The organism is Pseudomonas sp. GM33, assembly GCF_000282295.1.
Taxonomy (GTDB): domain Bacteria; phylum Pseudomonadota; class Gammaproteobacteria; order Pseudomonadales; family Pseudomonadaceae; genus Aquipseudomonas; species Aquipseudomonas laurylsulfatiphila.
Window position 1 is genome coordinate 75635 of record NZ_AKJO01000182.1, and the last position, 17918, is coordinate 93552.

The window sequence follows — 17918 nt, forward strand, 5'->3', positions numbered from 1 at the left end:
GGTTGGGAAATGTTTGCTACTGCAGCTGATGGTCGAAAGGTCGTACTTAATGAAGACGGAACTTGGGAATATCAAACGAGTATTGTGGCCAGCTCAGGTGCAGGTAATAGTTTTCGGAAGCTTTCTTGGGGGACGCACCGATTAAATATAAAACAGTCCGAGCCAAATGCCTCTTGGCTGGAGGGTGAGGGCTATTTGGGGTTTGAGTCGGCGCTTGGTGGGAATGAGTGCCTAGTGCTGTTCGTTTTATTGAATGATATATTGGTTCGGGGTAAATATGTCTTCAATCAAAAATTTGCCAATGATAATACATACTTGTCGAAGTTTGATGAGTTTAAAGAGATGCTTCAGAAAAAGTACGGTGCGCCAGACAGTAATAACGAGTACTGGCTCAACGACCTTTATCAGGATGATTATCAAAGTTGGGGTATGGCTGTAAGCGCCGGTCATATGTCGCGATTTACCACTTGGGTTGATGGCGCGACGAAAATTTGTTTGTCGTTGGCAGGGGAGAGCTATCAGTGCGATCTGTCAATAGAGTATTCATCTATTGAGTACGAAACTGAAGAGCGAAAATACAATGAAAGCACTGTATTGGATCTTCTTTGATTTCTAATCTTTTTTGTCGGATATAGGTTATGGAAGCAGGGAGGTTTAGCTCTCCGCTTCTCAACAAATGAGTGTTTGATTTCGTTAATAAAAACATTAAGGGGGCTCTCATCGTGCCAATCAAAACGGACGTCTGGACCGTGGGCCTTGTGCCTAACAAGCTTCGCCAAAGCCGATTGGCCAGTGAGCAGCTGTTGGAAGAGATGATCATCAGCTCTCCCAGCATCCTCTCGGATGAATGGATGCTGATAGGCAGGCAAGAAAACACCGGAATGGGGGGCCGAATTGATTTGTTAGCCATCGCTCCTGATGGAGCTCTGGTGTTGATCGAGCTCAAACGCGACCGCACGCCTCGCGAGGTCGTTGCCCAAACCCTCGACTATGCCGCGTGGGTTGAAAGTCTACGTGGCGACGAAATCGCGGCAATCTACAAACGCTTTCGGCCTGAAAGCAGCCTGGATGTAGATTTTCAGGCTCGCTTTGGACGGGTATTGGATGACGATGACCTGAACAAAAGTCATCAGCTGATCATTGTCGCCACGGTGTTGGATGCCAGTAGTGAGCGAATTGTTGAATACCTCAGCAAACGAGATATTCCAATCAACGTGCTTTGCTTTCAGATTTTCCAGGTTGGCGATCAGCAACTGCTGAGCAGATCCTGGTTACTCGATCCTGTGCAAACCCAAGTGAATGCGGTGTCGACGAGTGAAGGGCACAGCGAGCCCTGGAATGGTGAATTCTATTGCTCGTTCGGTGACTCTGTCTCGCGCTCATGGGCTGATGCCGTCGAGTTTGGTTTCATTGCCGGCGGCGGCGGTGCATGGTACAGCAAGACTTTGCAGCTGCTGGCTCCAGGCGATCGGGTCTGGGTCAATGTTCCGCAACAAGGCTATGTCGGCGTTGGGCGGGTTCTCGGTACAGCCGCACCGGCAAAGGATTTTACGGTGATACAGGAGGGGGTTGAGCGACCTGTGCTTGAGGTTGCGACCCGCGCTAAGTACCACGCCGAGTTTGTGGATGATCCTGAGCGATGTGAGTACTTCGTTCCAATCCAATGGTTGGACACCGTTCCTGTGAGTCAGGCGGTACGTGAGATCGGGATGTTTGGTAATCAGAATACGGTTTGTCGTCCAAGTACGCCGAAGTGGCGTTGGACGATTGAGCGGTTGAAGCAGCGGTTCCCCCTATTTGAAGCGGTAGCAGTCACTTAAGAGGTTGGCATTTAACCGGCCAGGAATTTTCAAGGTCGGCACCAGCGCCGATGTTTTTGTCCTACAGCCCAGCCACCGCAAGCTCAGTGCAACCTCACGCTTCACGTCCATTTGAGTCTCCTTAACCCGGCCCTATACCTGTTGCCGGAAACTATCCGAACCAATAGCGTAACGGCCCACCCTCGTCTTGTGATCACAGTCCGCTCCTGGCCGATTTCTGCCTGTCATCGCCGACTGCTTTCGGCCGACTCTGTTGAAAAAGTCCCGTCGCGATTTTTGCCCATGAAAAAGCGTGAGCGACGTTGAAATATGGTTCGCTCAGAAGACGGAGCTGCCTTGATTTTTACGTAACAACGCCGAAATCAAGTGTTTCTTGAGATGCCTACAAGCAGCTCTCTCAGAAATCGACTTTTTCAACAGAGTCGGCCAAGAGCGGTCACCAAGTGTCTGGGAGATCATGGACGACTCACCCTCGGTGGTGGTGTTCATGACTTTTCCTCCACATGAGGGAGAACGAGGATGGCCAGCCAGAGCAAGGGGCACCAACACCAATAGGCTCAAAAGGGGGCGTATGGGCAAGGAGCGTTATGCGCTAGCAGCAGCGAAAACATTGAGCCACTATAGCTAGGCAGCGGAGCAAACCATTGCCGAAAGGTTTTTCAAGGACACCACATGCCTCTGATCAAACAAATCTATGAAGCAGTCGAAGCTGGTCATTTAATTCAGCCATTCACAACTCAAGATCTCAAGGACTGGATGAAGAAAATGAATATTGTCAAGGATGAGGGCTGTGAATATGCTCCATCATCGATTGATGCCATTCTTTCTAACTCAAACAAGAAGAATGCTCCGACGTCAAATCTAAACATAAAAATCTTGCAAAGCAGGCGTAACAAGGGAGGGAAAAATGAATACTGGTTCTAAGTGTAGGGTAACGCCTAGTGGATTTGGATCACTTGTAACTGCCGCTTTTATCTGTTTCTCAATGTCGGGATGCGGTCCTTCAGAGAAGCAATTAAAAGAAGACGCTGCACGAAAAGCAAAAGAGGAAGCATCGGAAACTCTCCTAGTGTGCGAAGGATATTCTTCAAGTCTCGTTCCGGGAATGAGCGGCAAAGAACGGAAAACGTTCATCGTTACGAAACTGGGCGACAAAGTCACGAAGGTTAAGGAAGAGCCTTTCACCTACACACTTGAAAGGGGCGAAATAAGCACCGGTGACGACAAAGCCCCCATATATAGTCAGCTTGTCATAGAGCCAGACAAGCTTATCTTGCGCATAGAAAATACGGGAAGCAATAATACAGTTGAAACTGTATTATTCAATACCGGAGCATATAAGCAAAATCTATCTCTTGGTAGCGCTGAGGGGCAGTGTGCTGTTGCTAAAAAAGCATTCTAATCCATAGTGCAGCTAACTACATGGACAGCCTTTGCAATCAAGTAAAGCGTCGGAACTTAATTAAGCCCCAATCAATATCCTAGCGTCGAATTTTGCTCAGGAACTCCGCCAAAAATAATACGTGGCGGAGCTCCAGTGAAATTGAGCGTTAGTGTCCGTTTATTGGCTGCTTTTGGCCGATTGTGTTGAAAAAGTCGGTCCTTCCAGGCTTCCCTCGTACTAACAGCTGAAAATGTATTTTTTGCGCGCAGCTACGCGAAATCTGAGCCCGGAATCCTCTGCTCAAAGTAAGGATTTCAATCTCAAGCGCGTACTTTTCTGCCGCGGAAACCATGGCCGACTTTTTCAACACAATCGGCCGTTCTCTGCCAGTCATGATTACGAAGTTCGCTGGTCACTTTCGATGCACACGGGTGGGCAAGTGAAGTGCAATTACCCAGTCGTCATGACGCTCCGCTATGATTCTAACCGTAAAGCCGTTTTTTGGTGCTTTCAGGCGCTGGCCAAGTCCCTGATCCTGAGGACTGTTGTGGTTGAGCAGTTGGCGTGCCTGGCTGTTGCGCGGATGCCCAGCCCAGCACCTAGTAGCTCAGTAACGCGCTTGTGCAGATCTTCATCTACAGGCCGGCCCTGATATTTACCGGCAGCTTTGGCCTTCTCGATACCTTGGGCCTGGCGCTCGCGGCGCTGCTCGTAATCCTTGCGCGCAATGGCGGCCATCATTTCCACCAGCATCGAGTTGATAGCGCCCAGCATCCGCCCGGTAAACTCGTCGCCCTTCGTGTCATGCATTCCCTGGTGACTGGTCGGCAGATCGAGCGCGACGATGCGCAGGCCTTTGGAGTCAATCGCGGCCTTGAGCTTCTGCCAATCCTCTACTGGAAGGCGGGAGAGCCGGTCTATCGACTCCACCAGCAGCACATCACCCTTCCGCGCATCCTTGAGCAGCCGGAGAAGTTCGGGGCGGTCTACCGCGGCGCCGCTGGCATTTTCCAGATACACGCTCGCAATGACCTTGTTGTGGTCGGTTGTGAATTGCTCGAGCGAAGCACGGGCGCGGCCAGCGTCTTGCTCTTCGGTCGATGCTCGGAGGTATGCGCGGATGAACATAATGGGGCCTGTATCAGTTAGGGTGTTATCCTAACACTCTTTCACTTTGGGTGTTACTTATCAAGCGAAAAGGCTGAAAAGGCGAAATTTTCCCGTATCTAGATAGGCATACCCCAAAAACACGAGCGACCCAGCATACCGATTAAACTATTATGGAATACTGAGACGCAGGTCGATAATGAATGAACCTTAATAACTACGCTGTCAAAGCAGCGCGCAGCCCGCCCCTATAACTTCGCCTTGATCTCGAACAACAAATAATACTCTTTAGTCTACCATATACTCTTCCGGCGGTTGATTTAGCGGTGAATTTACAAGAAGACAAACACCGAAAGTAGAGCCAACCAAAATCATGACCAGAGCAGAAAACAGGCTTGAGTCGGTGAAATATATCATGGCGATAGCCGCCAAATATGAAATCTGGGTGCAAACCACAGGAAGAAAAGCATGCCAGCCGCATGATTTTATTACCCCTTCTTGTCGGTAGCAAATTGTTGAGAATGCCACAGTATAAGACCATATGAGCATGGGCACCGCTGACTCAGAAGCATAGTGCTTAGCAAAAAAAATCAAAACAAACCAACACCAAACCGTCATGACTAAGGAATGTCCCCCCCCTAACAAATACAGCCTTAATCTACTTTTTTTATTGGGAGATACCGCAGCATAAGGAATCAATTTCTCCGGAGCCAGAAGCTTGGCCATCATAAACCCAAGCGTGAACAAAAGCAGCAGGCCTAGCCCAACTTGCCGCCACTCCCCAAGTGTGACAAGCCAAATAATTGAGACAACTCCCCCGAGAGCATTAAAAAAAGCTACCGGGATAAAAAATAGCTTTACCAATCTCAACATGTTTTTCAAAATACCACCCCATTAATAAAAATCACCACATCATCTCCTGCCTTTAGACTAGATAAATTTGGCATAAGCCTCAAACCAAATATCAAAAAAACCGACAACAAAAGCAGGAGCATGCTCTTCGTTATTTTTCACGACAATAGCAATAGCCACCTCAATACAGCTTTACACAGTATTTTATTTCACTACACATACAAATAATACTCTGACAGCCGCCCACCCTGCTTTAAATGCCAATAGCGGCGATTTGAAAAATAAAAATACTTGGCGCAGATACATGGTCAAAATATGGTCTATACACGCAAGAATTTCTGGATGTCCGGCAGGCAGATTCTTATTGAGCACCTTAAGGGATTCAAGATATAACGGCTCAGCTTTATTGAAAACACCGTTATTAATGTAAAAATCAGCAACTTTAGCAATTCTAATTCCTATACTTGGATCCCCTTTAGTAAAGGCCTTTCGATAAATACTCAAAGCTTCCAGATACAGGGGCTCTGCGTCTTTTATTAATTTATCTCCATTATATTCATCGGCCAGGTCGAAAAGAGCATCTGCGATACCCGGATGCTCTTCTGGCAGAGTTTTACGACGAGCAACTACATTACTCTGAAGCCTTGCGTATTTCCCAACAGTCCGACTCGACGACATTGGTTCAATAACTCTAATTAAAATTTCCGACCTTATCTTTTGCACCTTCCAATGCTTTTCAGGTAGCGCTGCAGAATAGACGCCTAAAGCAATCGAATTCATAGCATCAGCGTCATCCAGCCTACCTTGGGCGCGATAAGTTTCAGCAAGAAGTTTAATGCATTGTGCATTCTCAGGATGCCCCACAGGCAAAGTCTTGCGGCGAATCGCCAGCGCATCCAAAACCGAGGCCTCAGCCTCGCTTAGGCGACGGCTATGAAGGTAAGCTACTGCAAGACTAACAAGAGTCCTTGCAATATCAGGGTGACCTTCTGGCAACGATTTACGAAGCATCGTCAATGTTACTTGAAGCAAATCTTCTGCACTGTCAAACTGCTTTAAGCTTATATAAAACCCTGCAAGATCACTAATAGTTTTCGCTATTCGAAAGTGCGTTACTGGCAATAACTTCAAGTATATAGCCAGCGCCTCTTGATACAGTGGCCCGGCCTCGTTCAGACGATTTTGATCTCGAAAAATATCTGCCATACAGCTAAGTGCGACAGCTATATTGAGATCTCCCTCTGGCAAACTCTTACGACAGGCCTCCAAAGCTTCCTGAGACTTGATCTCAGCTTCCGCCAACCTGCCTAAGGCACGGTAACCAACTGCTAAGTTAACAAGATCGATGATTATGCTTGGATGCCCTGCGGGGCAAGCTCTTTTTGACGACTTCAAAATCTGCTCAGCCCAAGCCACCCCAACATTTAGATATGAGTTATCTAAGAGATTTGATGTTATTTCTCTATTTAGTGCAAGATCGTCGGACAAGCTGAATTTTTCCAGCCAGCCGTTAACAAGGGCTTCGGTATGGCGATTGAGTTCTGACTCACCAGCCCCAATAGCTTGTAATGCGAGCCGGAGAGTACCCTGATCGGTTCTGTAGCATTTTTTTAGATTCTCCGGAAGAGACAGCTCTGTTACCAGACCCTGTTTAGAACCAGACTTGAACTCATGCAAAGATAACAAAGAGTGCTGGTAAATTCGCTCAGTTACACTCCAGTCTCTTTCGCTCGCGCAACCATTTATTAATATTTTTCTTAGCGATTTTTCCTCGCAATAATTTAGTACTGTAGATTGCAGTGCGCTGTGCATTAATTGCTCGCGCCCTGCATTTCGCAGCAGGTAGGGACGCAGCACTGCAAGCAGCTGGCTCAACAGTTGGCGGGATAGGCGAGGCCTACCAGATTGGCAATCATCTGGGTCCGTTTCAGAAGCCATAAGCTCGCCAAGTTGCTCCTCCGACAAGCCGACCCTGGACACCGCCAGCAGGCCCGCTAGGCGGCTGACCGGCTTGGGATGTAGGCTATCGCAGAAGTCCCGATCCCAGGTTTCGAGCAGGTGCTGGAACAGATCACCAACACTGGCGTATTGCAGGAGCGCTTCGAGGTCTTGTCGCAAGTTTTCATGAACAGCGCGCACTCGTAGTTGCTCCAAGACCACCCTCAGATAAAGGGGCAATGTCGCAGCCGAAGCTCCAGCTATTCGCTCCACCAAGTCGGGCGCCAATGCTTTACGGTAGTTATGGGTATATGCACCGATCATGTCCCGTAGCTGAGTGATATCTGGTATCCCAAGCGGATAGGTCCAGACATCCTCTTTATTCGTCTCTACCTCGGGTGTCGCAGACAGGATCAGAATGACTCCCTGGGGTAGCGACAGCTGTCGCAGTTGATGCAGTGCCACCGCGACGTCCACAGCTTGGTTGAGCGCATCTAAAAGCAGAATCAGTGTTCTGCCTTCGCGACTTTTGGAGGTCTCATGTAGTTGGGCCTCCAAAAACTGCCAGCGATCCATTTCCTGAGCGTTCTTAGTGTCTTGCACAGACTTAGCCTGCGAGCCTGTCAGGAGTACAAGTAATTCATCGCGCCACTGCTCAATGCTGCGTTGACCATCAGCACCAACGTAATAGTCGATTACTTCAGCCCCCTCAATTTGCGTTGGCAGGTAGCGTGCCAAGTCGGCTATTAATGCACTCTTGCCTAGTCCCGACTCACCCTGAATCAGGCAATTGCGTTTTTCTTCCATGCACAGCCGCTTGCGGCAATAGTCGAGAATGTCTCGTCGGGCATTGGCTAGAGGCACATAGCAAGTTAGGCGTGTGCGGGCAAAATTTATGTGTGGGCGACGAAGTTGAGAGCAGGGGTCTGCGCTTTCGCTTTGTGGATAACGGCGAGCTAGTTCGGCCAACAGTTGGTCTTTAATCGACTCCCCAAATACCTCTATAGATGCGTAGTTGTCGATCTCAAGCAGAGGGCTTTTACGTAGACGCTGCTTGAGAGCGTCCATTCTCCCATCGGCGGCATCATAGAAGTCGCTCTTTTGCTTAGCTTCAGATTGCTGAAAAAGCGCTTGCGTTAATTCCGGGCTTCGTAGATAGAACAGGGCTTCGATTTGGTCCTGCCGCTGGCCTTGGAGTGCATACTGAAACTCAAGCTCAGTGACGCTGATACCGGACTCAAGTGCCATCTCGATCTCAGCGGCATACTCATTTAGATCCCTGCGTTCTAAATAGCAAGCCAAGTCTTCGCGGCTCGGAACCCAGCCATATCGTTCGCCTAAGAATCCGATGAAAAAGGGCGGAAAGCCACGACAACGGTCTATCTCACTAAGACAGATCGCGATCGTAGTGCCATTTTTGGCTTCCTCCTCGGTAACCCCCCAGCGCAGATCTATCTCGGTGAAGCCAACGCCGCGCTCGGTACAGCGCTCTCGAACTTCGGGAAATACATGCTTGAGAAGGTAATCACGCTCTACCTGCATGTCCTTGAAGGTGGAGGACAGAAAAACCCGAATCTCACGAGTGGAATCTATGGCGTTGTTTGGCACGTGGACGTCCCTGTCTATTTTCCGTAACTTAATTAAGTACCCAGGTAGAAGGCTTTCTCAGCACGCCTGACGTTGTTCGTGCGATGTCGACCGCTCGATAAAGCGTTCGAGATGCTCGAGGCGGACCCGGCTTTTGGCCACAGCGCGACCGACTGCCTGCATGTCATGAATCAGGTCGATGGCATCAAGGCGATGCAAGTCTCGGCCGATTAACTCGTCACAACCGATGGATGCCAAGCCTTGACCAGTCAAATCAACGTTGTAGCGCGCATAGGTGAAGCAAGGCTCAGGTATTGCACCGCGCTGGGCACCGATCATATCGCCCAACTCGCTGTCTAATGGATCGCCAGCCACGCATTTGCCAAGCGCCCGGCACAGCATGTCTTGCTGGTTGGCCGAAGCGAACATCAAGGCCGCCGGTGTAGAAGTTGCGGTGTAGAGTAGGTTCATCCGTGCGGGCGTGAGGTCTGGTGCCGACGCCGGATGCAGGCCGGTCCCCACCGACACTACCAACATGTCGTCTTCACCAGATTTCCAGCCCATGCGATAAGCCGGTAACGTGGCATTAAGGTAGCTGATGAAGCCGGGGTTGTTATAGGGCGTAAGACCTCCGTCGATGAACACAAAGGGCTTTTTCATTCCCGGAAAATGGATGGTTTCGGGAGCGAAGAAAGTCGGCGCGGCGGTGCTGGCCCGGACGATACGCCACAGTGGCAGGTCCAGGTTGCACCCCGGGCCCGGCTGGTTGAACTGTGCATAGGGGTTGTTGGTAAGCAACCAGGGCGAGTCAGTCGTGGCGTTCTTGAGCACAACCATCAGCAGCGTCTTCAGTCGATCAGAGCCCAGCGTGGTGTGTTCACCGAAGCGCTCTTTCATCAGGCGCTCGAGTTCATTGTGAACATAGCGATGAAAGCCTAAGCGCCGCCACCAGCCCGCGCGTTGAAACATCCGCTGGCCTGACTCACTGTATAGGTCGCGCAACTCTGCCACTTCCATGCCCAGTGACAACCCAGCAGCCAGAATCGCACCAGTGCTACAGCCGGAGATGAAGTGGAACCAGTCGGACAAACGCATCTGTGGATTACCTGTGCCCAAGCGGAGCAGGCGCTCGATCTCGGCGAGAATCTCCACCGCGATCACCCCACGAATACCACCGCCGTCGATTGTCAGCAGGCGTTTCTTGCCCTCACTGCGCACAATGCCCTGAATGGCTGAACTCACTACAGGCTTCCTTCTGTGTTCTCGATTATCGATTAACCGCCATGGGCCGGGACTATTGCCTTGCGTTCGGTGGTAGCAAGCCATTGCATGTGCTCACGGGACAGCTCGACCCCGACCACTTCGAAAATCGCCGGGCTCATGTCCACTGCCTGCGGGCTCGCCAGAAGTGCCTCCACTCGCTCAAGGTAATGCTCGGTCGCCTGGTACTGGGCATGTAGTTCTTTGATCGAGGTGTTGTTGGCGTGTAGCTCCAGCACCGCCCCAATGACCGGAATCCAGCCGATGGCAAAGACAATCAGATCTTTCCAGACCAGCTCCAGCCCGGGTAAGGTGGTGTGTTTGAAGAAGGAGTAGAAGCACAGCAACAACACGCAGAGAACCACCGGAATGCAGATAGTCGCCTTTACCACACGCTCGATTTTCTCGTGCTTTTCGTGTAGGCGGTGCCTAGCTTTCTGGTAGTACGCACGCTGTGCAGCAATCCAGTCGTGGAGCACTTTACTGCTGTCGAAGGTATGGGCGCCGACATTGTTGCCGCCCCACGAGGCCTGCCTGATCAGTGAGACGATCGTGCGGCGTTTATCGAGGCCTTGGCCGGGCAGGCGTTGGGCCAGTGAAGCATTGCCCTGCGGATCAACCAGTCCCAGCGCCTGCCAGAAAAACTCAATGCGCAAGGACTCGGAAACGGCGCGGTAGAAGGCATAGCGGAACTTGGTCTGGTTGGGCTTGACCCGCAGGTACCAGAGCAGTGACAGCACGAACAGGCAGACATACCCCGCCAGTACCCACGGCACCGGGAGAATTTTTGCGTAGAACAAAAACACGCTGGTCAGTAGCAGCGTCAGCCCGGCCACCGCCCGGTGGGTACGGGCGGTCTTGCGCTGCATCGCATTTGCCAGCCCGTCGAAACGCTTGAAGTACTCTGCGATCGAATTTAGGTTGGCGCAGCGCTCGCTGTAGTACGGCTGGTCATCGCATGGCCAATAGCCCTGGCTGTCGTTGTTTTCGGCAAGGGCTCGACTGGAGCGGTTCAATTCACGCAGATGTTCGGTGGTGCGGGCCGGTGGCTGGTCGGTAACACTAATGCCCTCGGCGCTGGCACTGAGGATGTAACCGCAGCGCTCATCCGCGGCACTGGCAGACCGGCGGTTGGCGCTGATTCGGTACACCGGCATAGTGCTGGTGTCGTGCAGGTAGCTGCTGATATCGCTGTGCAGTTGGCCGGCAGATTCGCAGGTACGAGCAAGCAGGCCCAGCGGCTCGAGCGCCTGCAAGGTGATGTACTCCGTGCCACCGGGCTTAGGCAGCGCGCCGTGATTGGCCGACAAGTTGCCATCCCAGATCACCACAAGCATGTCGGACTTATTCAGCAGGTAGTCGCCCAGGTTGGCATAGGCCTGCTGACGCTCGCTCACCATCGGCAGTTCCATTACCGGCAGCTGGAGTGCCATGAACTGTGCGTGGAGTGCCTCGAAGGCCTCCAGTGCCACGCCGTGGAAGTCCTCGCGGTATTGCGTTAGCGGCATTGGATAAACCGCCACCGGCTGTATCGACAAGCCTTCCTTGCAAAGTGCCAGGGCGGTCTTGGCGATCAATTGATCAGCACCTTCGGCTAGGCCGGTGATCACACGCAGGACGACGTCGGGGTATTGCCGAACCAATCCCGCAATCAGCTCGCGGAACTGGCGTTCGATCCGTGCGGTGTCTTGCGCTAGAAGGTCGCGATGCCCGGTGACACCGATGACGATGGAAAGGCGATGGGGCATACCGGCGAAATCATTTATCAACTGGAAAGTACCTAGTACATAGGGTCAACTGTCGGCTCCGAAACAGACCGAGGGACTGAAACCCGTAAAAACAAGGCTGACTTCAATGCACCTTGGCGTAAAGAGTGCCAGCATACCGCCAATGGCAGTAATTACCGAAAAATATAGCGAAAAGCCATCACTATTTTTCAATCGAACAAAATCGCTGACACTCCAACTTCCCATACCTGTTGCCAGCTGGACCAACTTGATCAGGTAGATCAGGTAGATCAGGTAGATTAACGTTTAAGCGCCCCAGACCAATGCTCCAATTCCATGAGAAGGTACAGCAGCGGTACAGTGCCCAGCATTACCCAACTAGCGAAAACTAGCCAAACCTACATGTAATCAACTAGTTAAAGATATTGTACCCTTCCTGTACCTAGCCTAGACTTTACTGACCTCGGTACATCAGTCGGCGACTCATAATCCTTTGGTCCACGGTTCAAGTCCGTGTGGGCCCACCAAACAAGAAAGCCGCGCATTGCGCGGCTTTTGCGTGTCTGGATAGACCGAAACAGTAGAGCCATTTGTTAGTCGTTCAGCTGGCAAAGTTCTCGATCTTCACCTGGCCCTCGGGGAAAGTGGCGATGATTTCCAGCTCGCCCCCCATGGCGCGGATGTAGTTGCGCAAAGTACTGATGTACATGTCCGTTCGCCGCTCCATCTTGGAGATCGCCGCCTGGTTGACATGCAGTGTCCTGGCTAGTGTGTCCTGACTCAACGCTTGCGCCTGGCGCAACTCGTGCAACGGCATTTGAGCTCGTAGCTTCTGATGCAAAGCCTCGACACGCGCTTGAGACTCTGGAGAGCGACGTGCCACCAAATCAGCAAATTTTTTAGCCATTGTCATAGCCCTCTTTCATCAATGTTTCCAAGTGCTCGTCGTAGATACGCTCGGCCAGTGGCACGTGTTCCGCATACCAACGTTCCTGGCCGGTTTTATCACCGCCAATCAGCAGGATCGCGCTGCGCCGTGGATCAAACGCGTACAGCACACGGTACGGCCTGCCAGCGTGCTGCACCCTTAACTCACGCAGGTTGCCATGCCGTGAACCCTTGATATCGCTGGTATGTGGAAAACCCAAGTGTGGGCCATCCTCGCCCAGCAACATCACCGTGGCCTGAACCGAGTCCTGTTCGGCCTCGTTCAGGCGATCCCACCAGGCCTCAAATTCATCCGTGTATTCGACGTCCCATTTCATACAAATATGCCACCAAAGGAATATAACCTCAAAGGAATAAATGTATGAGCTTCAGCGGTGCCCAACCACCCTGATTCCCCTGTCAATTGTTAACGACGGTTACTGGTGGGGGGTTGTCGTTTCGCCCATTGCTTGGTGCCCTCATGACAACGCGGGCACCAGGCGTTTGGCTCGACGACTCAAAGGATGCACCGGCCTGGAAAATCGCTCGTCGCGCCAGTCTTCGTTTACTGAGGGTGTCGAAATATCGGATGACGCCTTAGGACCTTGTAGGCAAACTCCGAATCTTGCTGTTGGGCACTTTGCCGCCTTGTTGCGCTTTTCTTTGACGGGATAGTCTCCGGTGTCGCTGACAAATCAGCGACCGGGCTTGGAAACCCGACGAAATTAGACGCAACAGATTGCCCACCTCAATTTCGAGTTATGGCGGCTGTGCGTGGGACGTCCCTGGGCGTGCCGGTTTCCTAGTTTCCCGGTTTTCCAACCTGCGCACAGCTGCCACCCATTCGCTTGGAAACGAATGTGACAGCTCCTTAAAAAATTAGGAGTTTGAACATGAGCACATCCGCACCTTCAGAACTGAAAACCATTGGCTTCACCCCCTTCCTGTTTCTCTCGAATCAGCCACTGTTCCACGTCTGTCGAGACGTCCCCATCGCCGACGCCCTGGCCCAAGCCTCCGACCTGCTGTTCCTCGCAAAGTCCCTCACCGTGGACGCTGCCTACACCCAAGACTCCGACCGCCACGCCTGGGCCGCGCATTACCTGACGACGATGAGCAAAGCGGTGATTGATGATGTGGTGAAGGTGTTGACGCGCAGACCTGCTCAAACGAGAGCGCAAGCAGATCAATAGAATAAACAGAGCCTGAAAATTCCTAAAAAGGGACCGAGCGTTCCCTTTTTGGGACTGATAGAGCCAGATTTTTCGGCTCATCAGTCCAAACACATCACGGAGGAATGGCCTGCACTGCCCGCAACCGCTCCAGCATCGGCCCGGTGAACACCACCTCATACGTATCCGCCGCCCGCCCCCATTGCTCCACAAGAGCCATACCGTCCACCAGCGCCCCTGCCAATTCGGCAATCGTCTCGGCCTGATCCTCGATGATTTTTTGCGTCCGACCCCACACCCGATCAGTCATCGCTTTAAGCTCCGCCGTTATGCGCTCGTTCGACGCTGGATCGGTATCGGGGTAGACGATGTTGCGCAGCAGATGCTGAAGCTCCCTGATTTTTGCGTAGTCCTGTTCCGCCCCCTGCTCGCCTTTGAGGATGGCGGTGGCTTTGAGCTTGTCGACGTGTTTTGCGGTTGAAGATTTTGAAGCGAGTGTCTGCGCCATAGCGCCCGCCAGGAGCACCATCATCCGGGCTTCCAGATGTTCCTTCATGGCATCTATCGACGAAATTGGCCGCACCAGGGTAATGGAGGCCCCGCCCTGGTGTCGCAAATCCCTGGTCACGGTCAGGGTCACGCCGCCCGTTTCAAAGCCCAGGGCGCGGGCCACCACGTAGTGCCCCATTTCGTGATGAGCGATCTGCAATGCGCGGTCGCGTACAGCGGCAGGCAGGTTCGTCGTCATGTCCATTGTCTCGGATCCTTCGTTCTCGCATTCGACTACGAGTGACGGTCGCTGTCCATCCTGTTGCCCCGCACAATCAACAATGTAGGAGCGAGCTTGCTCGCGATGGACTTGAACGCGCCGCGTCCATTCAGACAGCACGCGTTATCGTTAACGTCCATCGCGAGCAAGCTCGCTCCTACGTCACCTTATTTGGGCAAAGCGTAGGCAATCACATAATCCCCACGATCCGTCGACTGACGCGCACCGCCCACCGTCAGCAGGATGTACTGCCTGCCGGTTTTCGGTGATACGTAGGTCATCGGCCCGGACTGGCTGCCGACCGGCAAGCGCGATTTCCAGATTTCGTTGCCGTTGCCGGTGTCGAAGGCGCGCAGGTAGAAGTCCTGGGTGCCGGCGAAGAACAGCAGGCCCGACTGGGTGGCGAGCGATGCGCCGAGGGTGGGCATGCCGATCGGGATCGGCAGGTGCATGCGGATGCCCAGCGGGCCGGTGTCCTGTACGGTGCCGACCGGGACTTGCCACATCAGTTTGTGGGTCTTGAGGTCGATGGCGGACATGGTGCCGAACGGTGGTTTCTGGCACGGAATGCCAACCGCCGAGAGGAAGCGCTCGCGCATGGCGCCGAACGGCGTGCCTTCCTGCGGCACCACGCCCATTTCGATACCGCTGGCCCCGGCTTTGATCTTGTCGCGCGGGATCATGTAGTTGGCCAGGCCCAGGCGCATGTCGTTGACGAACATGTAGTTCGTGTTCGGATCGACCGAGACACTGCCCCAGTTCATGCCGCCCAGCGAGCCCGGGAATTGCAGGGCGCGGTCCATGCCCGGCGGGGTGTAGACGCCTTCGTGGCGCATGCCCTTGAACTGGATGCGGCACATCAACTGGTCAAACGGCGTGGCGCCCCACATGTCGGATTCGGTCAGGGTCTTGTTGCCGATTGACGGCATGTCGACCGAGAACGGTTGGGTTGGTGAATAGCGTTCGCCGGGAACCTTGCCTTGTGGCACCAGGCGCTCTTCGACTCGGGCAATCGGCACGCCGGTTTCGCGGTTGAGCAGGAAGATCTCGCCCTGTTTGGTGACTTGCGCCAGGGCTGGCTGGGTGCCGCCCTTGTCGTCCGGCACGTCGTACAGCAGCGGTTGCGCCGGCAGGTCGAAGTCCCACAGGTCGTGGTGAGTGGTCTGGAAGTGCCAGCGCACCTGACCGGTTTTCACGTCGATGGCAACGATGGACGAGCTCCACTTGTCGTCGAACTCGGTGCGTTGACCGCCAAAGAAGTCTGGCGTTGCGTTGCCGGTCGGCAGGTAGACCAGACCGAGTTTGGCGTCGTAGGACATGGCCGACCACACGTTCGGCGTACCACGGGTGTAGGTCTCACCGGCCGGCGGACGTTTGCTGGTGTTCGGATTGCCCGGATCCCACGCCCACACCAGTTCGCCGCTGCGCACGTCGTAGGCTCGCACCACGCCCGGCGGTTCGCCGGTGGAGTAGTTGTCGGCCACGCGGCCGCCAACGATCACCACGTCCCCTGCGACCAATGGGGTCGAGGTTTGCTGGTAGTAACCGGGCTTCACTTCGCCCATATCGGTGGTCAGGTCGACGGTGCCTTTGTTGCCGAACTCTTCGCAGGGCTTGCCGGTGTCGGCGTTGATGGCGATCAGACGGGCATCGCCGGTCGGCAGAAACAGACGTTTGGTACAGGCGGTTGGCTGATTGTCCGAAGACGCCGGGGTTTCGGAATAGCCCAGGCCACGGCAGCGCTGCCAATTGGGCGCGGTGCCTTGCGGGTCGAACTTCCAGCGCTGGGCGCCGGTGTCGGCATCCAGGGCGAAGACTTTGCCATAGGCGGTGCAGGTGTAGACCGTGTCACCGATTTGCAGCGGGGTGTTCTGGTCTTCGGCGCCGGCCCCGGTACTTTGCGGGATATCGCCGGTGCGGAAGGTCCAGGCGACCTGCAACTTGTCGATGTTTGCCTTGTTGATCTGGTCCAGCGCGGCAAAGCGATTGCCGGCGGTGGTGTTGCCCCAGTGCGCCCAGTCTTTCTGTTCGGCGCCCGGAGTGACCGGCGAAACCGCAGGTTCAACGGAGGCCTTGACCACGTGGGTCGGCACGAACATGTAGGCCATCGTCGCTACAACGCCCACACCCAGAATGCCGGCCAGACCGTAGGCACCACGCCCGCCGGTCGCACCCGATGCGCGGACCAGGGTCGGATAGATCAGCGCCACCACCAAACCGATCACGGCGAAGGTCAGGACCCGCGAGACCAGCGGCCAGTATTCAAGACCCGCATCCCACAGGGCCCAGATTGCGGTGAGGACCAGCGCCACACCATACAGCCAGGCGCCCAGCGGCTTGCGACGGGCAATCAACAGGCCGGACACCAGCATCGCCAGGCCCATCAGCAGGAAATACCAGCTGCCACCCAGCGCAATCAGATAGCCGCCACCACCCGCCAGGCCGAGCCCGATCAGTGCAATCAGCACACCCAGCCCCACCAGCAACCATTTGCTGCCGGCGGCAGCCCCAGAATTGTTCATGTCGGACATTTTCCCCATTTGTGACAAGGGCGGAATAATGTACTAACTGGTTACTTATGGCAATTTGTCGCAGGCGGAAATGTCATGAACGGTACTGAGGCTTGATCAGGAATCCGTCGCGAGCGTCGTACAGAATCTGCCTGTAACATGCTTGCGCACCGATCCATACCGCTGGAGATAACCCTTTGCCTGACACTCGCCCACCCGTTCTCGACGAAATCGACCGCCAGTTGATTGCAGCCCTGCAGATCAACGCCCGCGAGAGCGTGGCCATGCTCGCCCGGCAATTGGGCATCGCCCGCACCACCGTCACCTCGCGCCTGGCGCGGCTGGAAAAGGCCAAAGTGATCACCGGCTACGGCGTGCGCCTCGGGCAGCGGGTGGTGGACGGCGGGTTGCAGGCGTATGTCGGGATCACGGTGCAACCGCGTTCCGGCAAGGAGGTGTTGCGCCGCCTGAGCGCGATGGCGCAGGTACAACAGTTGTGTGCGGTGAGTGGCGAATTTGATTATGTGGCGTGGTTGCGCACCGACTCGCCGGAGCAGCTGGATCAGTTGCTGGATCAGATTGGCAGTGTGGATGGGGTGGAGAAGACCACGACGTCGATCATCTTGAGCAGCAAGATTGATCGGGGGCAGCCGGTTTGACTTTTCAGGCCTGGGTTCATCGGTGACTGAACTGGCGCTATCGCGAGCAAGCTCGCTCCCACAGTGGTCAGTGTGTATTGATAGATCGTCATACAGATCAAACAAATGGCAAAACGACGACACTTTGCGTCTTATTAACGTGTTCTGTGCTCTCTAAAATGGCCGGCATCTTTTCCTATACTCAGATGCGCATTCCGCGTCGGGTC

The 17918-nt window shown here is 53.8% G+C and carries 16 protein-coding genes; 6 read left to right on the top strand and 10 right to left on the bottom strand.

The features are described from left to right. Positions 1-9: 9 nt before the first annotated feature. Together PMI26_RS01710 and PMI26_RS01705 are read left to right on the top strand one after the other, a co-directional pair. Positions 10-609, top strand: coding sequence for a hypothetical protein (locus tag PMI26_RS01710; RefSeq protein ID WP_007980267.1), 600 nt, complete (start codon positions 10-12; stop codon positions 607-609). Positions 610-722: 113 nt separating this feature from the next. Continuing rightward, positions 723-1820, top strand: a complete 1098-nt coding sequence (locus PMI26_RS01705; RefSeq protein ID WP_007980269.1) for an endonuclease NucS domain-containing protein — start codon at positions 723-725, stop codon at positions 1818-1820. Between the two features lie 318 nt (positions 1821-2138). On the opposite strand, the gene PMI26_RS31510 is transcribed toward PMI26_RS01705, so the two are convergent. After that, positions 2139-2309: a hypothetical protein gene (locus PMI26_RS31510; RefSeq protein WP_007980273.1), complete on the bottom strand. Its 171-nt coding sequence runs from the start codon at positions 2307-2309 to the stop codon at positions 2139-2141. 183 nt (positions 2310-2492) lie between these two features. Here PMI26_RS31510 and PMI26_RS01700 point away from each other — a divergent pair, with 183 nt between their 5' ends. Both PMI26_RS01700 and PMI26_RS31515 read left to right on the top strand, forming a co-directional pair. Beyond that, positions 2493-2744 (top strand): hypothetical protein, encoded by a 252-nt coding sequence (locus PMI26_RS01700; RefSeq protein ID WP_007980275.1) that lies wholly within the window; start codon positions 2493-2495, stop codon positions 2742-2744. Then, on the top strand, positions 2728-3222 hold the full coding sequence (locus PMI26_RS31515) for a hypothetical protein (protein WP_157222291.1): 495 nt from the start codon (positions 2728-2730) through the stop codon (positions 3220-3222). The genes PMI26_RS01700 and PMI26_RS31515 overlap by 17 nt, the downstream gene beginning before the upstream one ends. A 492-nt stretch (positions 3223-3714) precedes the next feature. Here PMI26_RS31515 and PMI26_RS01695 read toward each other — a convergent pair whose 3' ends face one another. The 7 genes from PMI26_RS01695 to PMI26_RS01665 form a co-directional block, all read right to left on the bottom strand. Continuing rightward, a complete protein-coding gene (locus PMI26_RS01695; RefSeq protein ID WP_007980276.1) occupies positions 3715-4332 on the bottom strand; it encodes a recombinase family protein in 618 nt (205 codons plus the stop codon). A gap of 267 nt (positions 4333-4599) precedes the next feature. Next, complete coding sequence (locus PMI26_RS01690) at positions 4600-5193, bottom strand: hypothetical protein (protein ID WP_033048457.1); 594 nt, start codon at positions 5191-5193, stop codon at positions 4600-4602. 174 nt (positions 5194-5367) lie between these two features. Beyond that, the gene (locus PMI26_RS01685; RefSeq protein ID WP_007980281.1) at positions 5368-8709 is read right to left on the bottom strand and encodes a tetratricopeptide repeat protein; all 3342 of its coding nucleotides are present in this window, start codon (positions 8707-8709) and stop codon (positions 5368-5370) included. 57 nt (positions 8710-8766) lie between these two features. Beyond that, positions 8767-9930: a patatin-like phospholipase family protein gene (locus PMI26_RS01680; RefSeq protein ID WP_007980283.1), complete on the bottom strand. Its 1164-nt coding sequence runs from the start codon at positions 9928-9930 to the stop codon at positions 8767-8769. Positions 9931-9962: 32 nt separating this feature from the next. Continuing rightward, positions 9963-11696 (bottom strand): hypothetical protein, encoded by a 1734-nt coding sequence (locus PMI26_RS01675; RefSeq protein WP_007980285.1) that lies wholly within the window; start codon positions 11694-11696, stop codon positions 9963-9965. A 580-nt stretch (positions 11697-12276) separates the two neighbouring features. Next, the gene (locus PMI26_RS01670) at positions 12277-12582 is read right to left on the bottom strand and encodes an XRE family transcriptional regulator (RefSeq protein WP_007980287.1); all 306 of its coding nucleotides are present in this window, start codon (positions 12580-12582) and stop codon (positions 12277-12279) included. After that, on the bottom strand, positions 12575-12940 hold the full coding sequence (locus PMI26_RS01665) for a type II toxin-antitoxin system RelE/ParE family toxin (RefSeq protein ID WP_007980289.1): 366 nt from the start codon (positions 12938-12940) through the stop codon (positions 12575-12577). The genes PMI26_RS01670 and PMI26_RS01665 overlap by 8 nt, the downstream gene beginning before the upstream one ends. 555 nt (positions 12941-13495) lie before the next feature. Here PMI26_RS01665 and PMI26_RS01660 point away from each other — a divergent pair. Continuing rightward, positions 13496-13795 carry a DUF3077 domain-containing protein gene (locus PMI26_RS01660; protein ID WP_007980291.1) on the top strand — a complete coding sequence of 100 codons (300 nt, stop codon included), beginning with the start codon at positions 13496-13498 and terminating at the stop codon, positions 13793-13795. Positions 13796-13889: 94 nt separating this feature from the next. On the opposite strand, the gene PMI26_RS01655 is transcribed toward PMI26_RS01660, so the two are convergent. Further along, positions 13890-14522, bottom strand: coding sequence for a peptidase M41 (locus tag PMI26_RS01655; protein ID WP_033048477.1), 633 nt, complete (start codon positions 14520-14522; stop codon positions 13890-13892). 188 nt (positions 14523-14710) lie between these two features. Next, a complete protein-coding gene (locus PMI26_RS01650) occupies positions 14711-17065 on the bottom strand; it encodes a glucose/quinate/shikimate family membrane-bound PQQ-dependent dehydrogenase (protein ID WP_033048459.1) in 2355 nt (784 codons plus the stop codon). 185 nt (positions 17066-17250) lie between these two features. Here PMI26_RS01650 and PMI26_RS01645 point away from each other — a divergent pair, with 185 nt between their 5' ends. After that, entirely contained in the window at positions 17251-17712 is a 462-nt protein-coding gene (locus PMI26_RS01645; protein ID WP_007980298.1) for an Lrp/AsnC family transcriptional regulator, read from the top strand. The last annotated feature ends 206 nt before the right edge of the window (positions 17713-17918 follow it).

Bases quoted from the DNA above. Each gene is read 5' to 3' on its own strand.
- PMI26_RS01710 (WP_007980267.1), top strand. From the start codon at position 10: ATGTTTGCTACTGCAGCTGATGGTCGAAAGGTCGTACTTAATGAAGAC.
- PMI26_RS31510 (WP_007980273.1), bottom strand. From the start codon at position 2,309: ATGAACACCACCACCGAGGGTGAGTCGTCCATGATCTCCCAGACACTT.
- PMI26_RS01700 (WP_007980275.1), top strand. From the start codon at position 2,493: ATGCCTCTGATCAAACAAATCTATGAAGCAGTCGAAGCTGGTCATTTA.
- PMI26_RS31515 (WP_157222291.1), top strand. From the start codon at position 2,728: ATGAATACTGGTTCTAAGTGTAGGGTAACGCCTAGTGGATTTGGATCA.
- PMI26_RS01695 (WP_007980276.1), bottom strand. From the start codon at position 4,332: ATGTTCATCCGCGCATACCTCCGAGCATCGACCGAAGAGCAAGACGCT.
- PMI26_RS01675 (WP_007980285.1), bottom strand. From the start codon at position 11,696: ATGCCCCATCGCCTTTCCATCGTCATCGGTGTCACCGGGCATCGCGAC.
- PMI26_RS01670 (WP_007980287.1), bottom strand. From the start codon at position 12,582: ATGGCTAAAAAATTTGCTGATTTGGTGGCACGTCGCTCTCCAGAGTCT.
- PMI26_RS01665 (WP_007980289.1), bottom strand. From the start codon at position 12,940: ATGAAATGGGACGTCGAATACACGGATGAATTTGAGGCCTGGTGGGAT.
- PMI26_RS01660 (WP_007980291.1), top strand. From the start codon at position 13,496: ATGAGCACATCCGCACCTTCAGAACTGAAAACCATTGGCTTCACCCCC.
- PMI26_RS01655 (WP_033048477.1), bottom strand. From the start codon at position 14,522: ATGACGACGAACCTGCCTGCCGCTGTACGCGACCGCGCATTGCAGATC.
- PMI26_RS01650 (WP_033048459.1), bottom strand. From the start codon at position 17,065: ATGAACAATTCTGGGGCTGCCGCCGGCAGCAAATGGTTGCTGGTGGGG.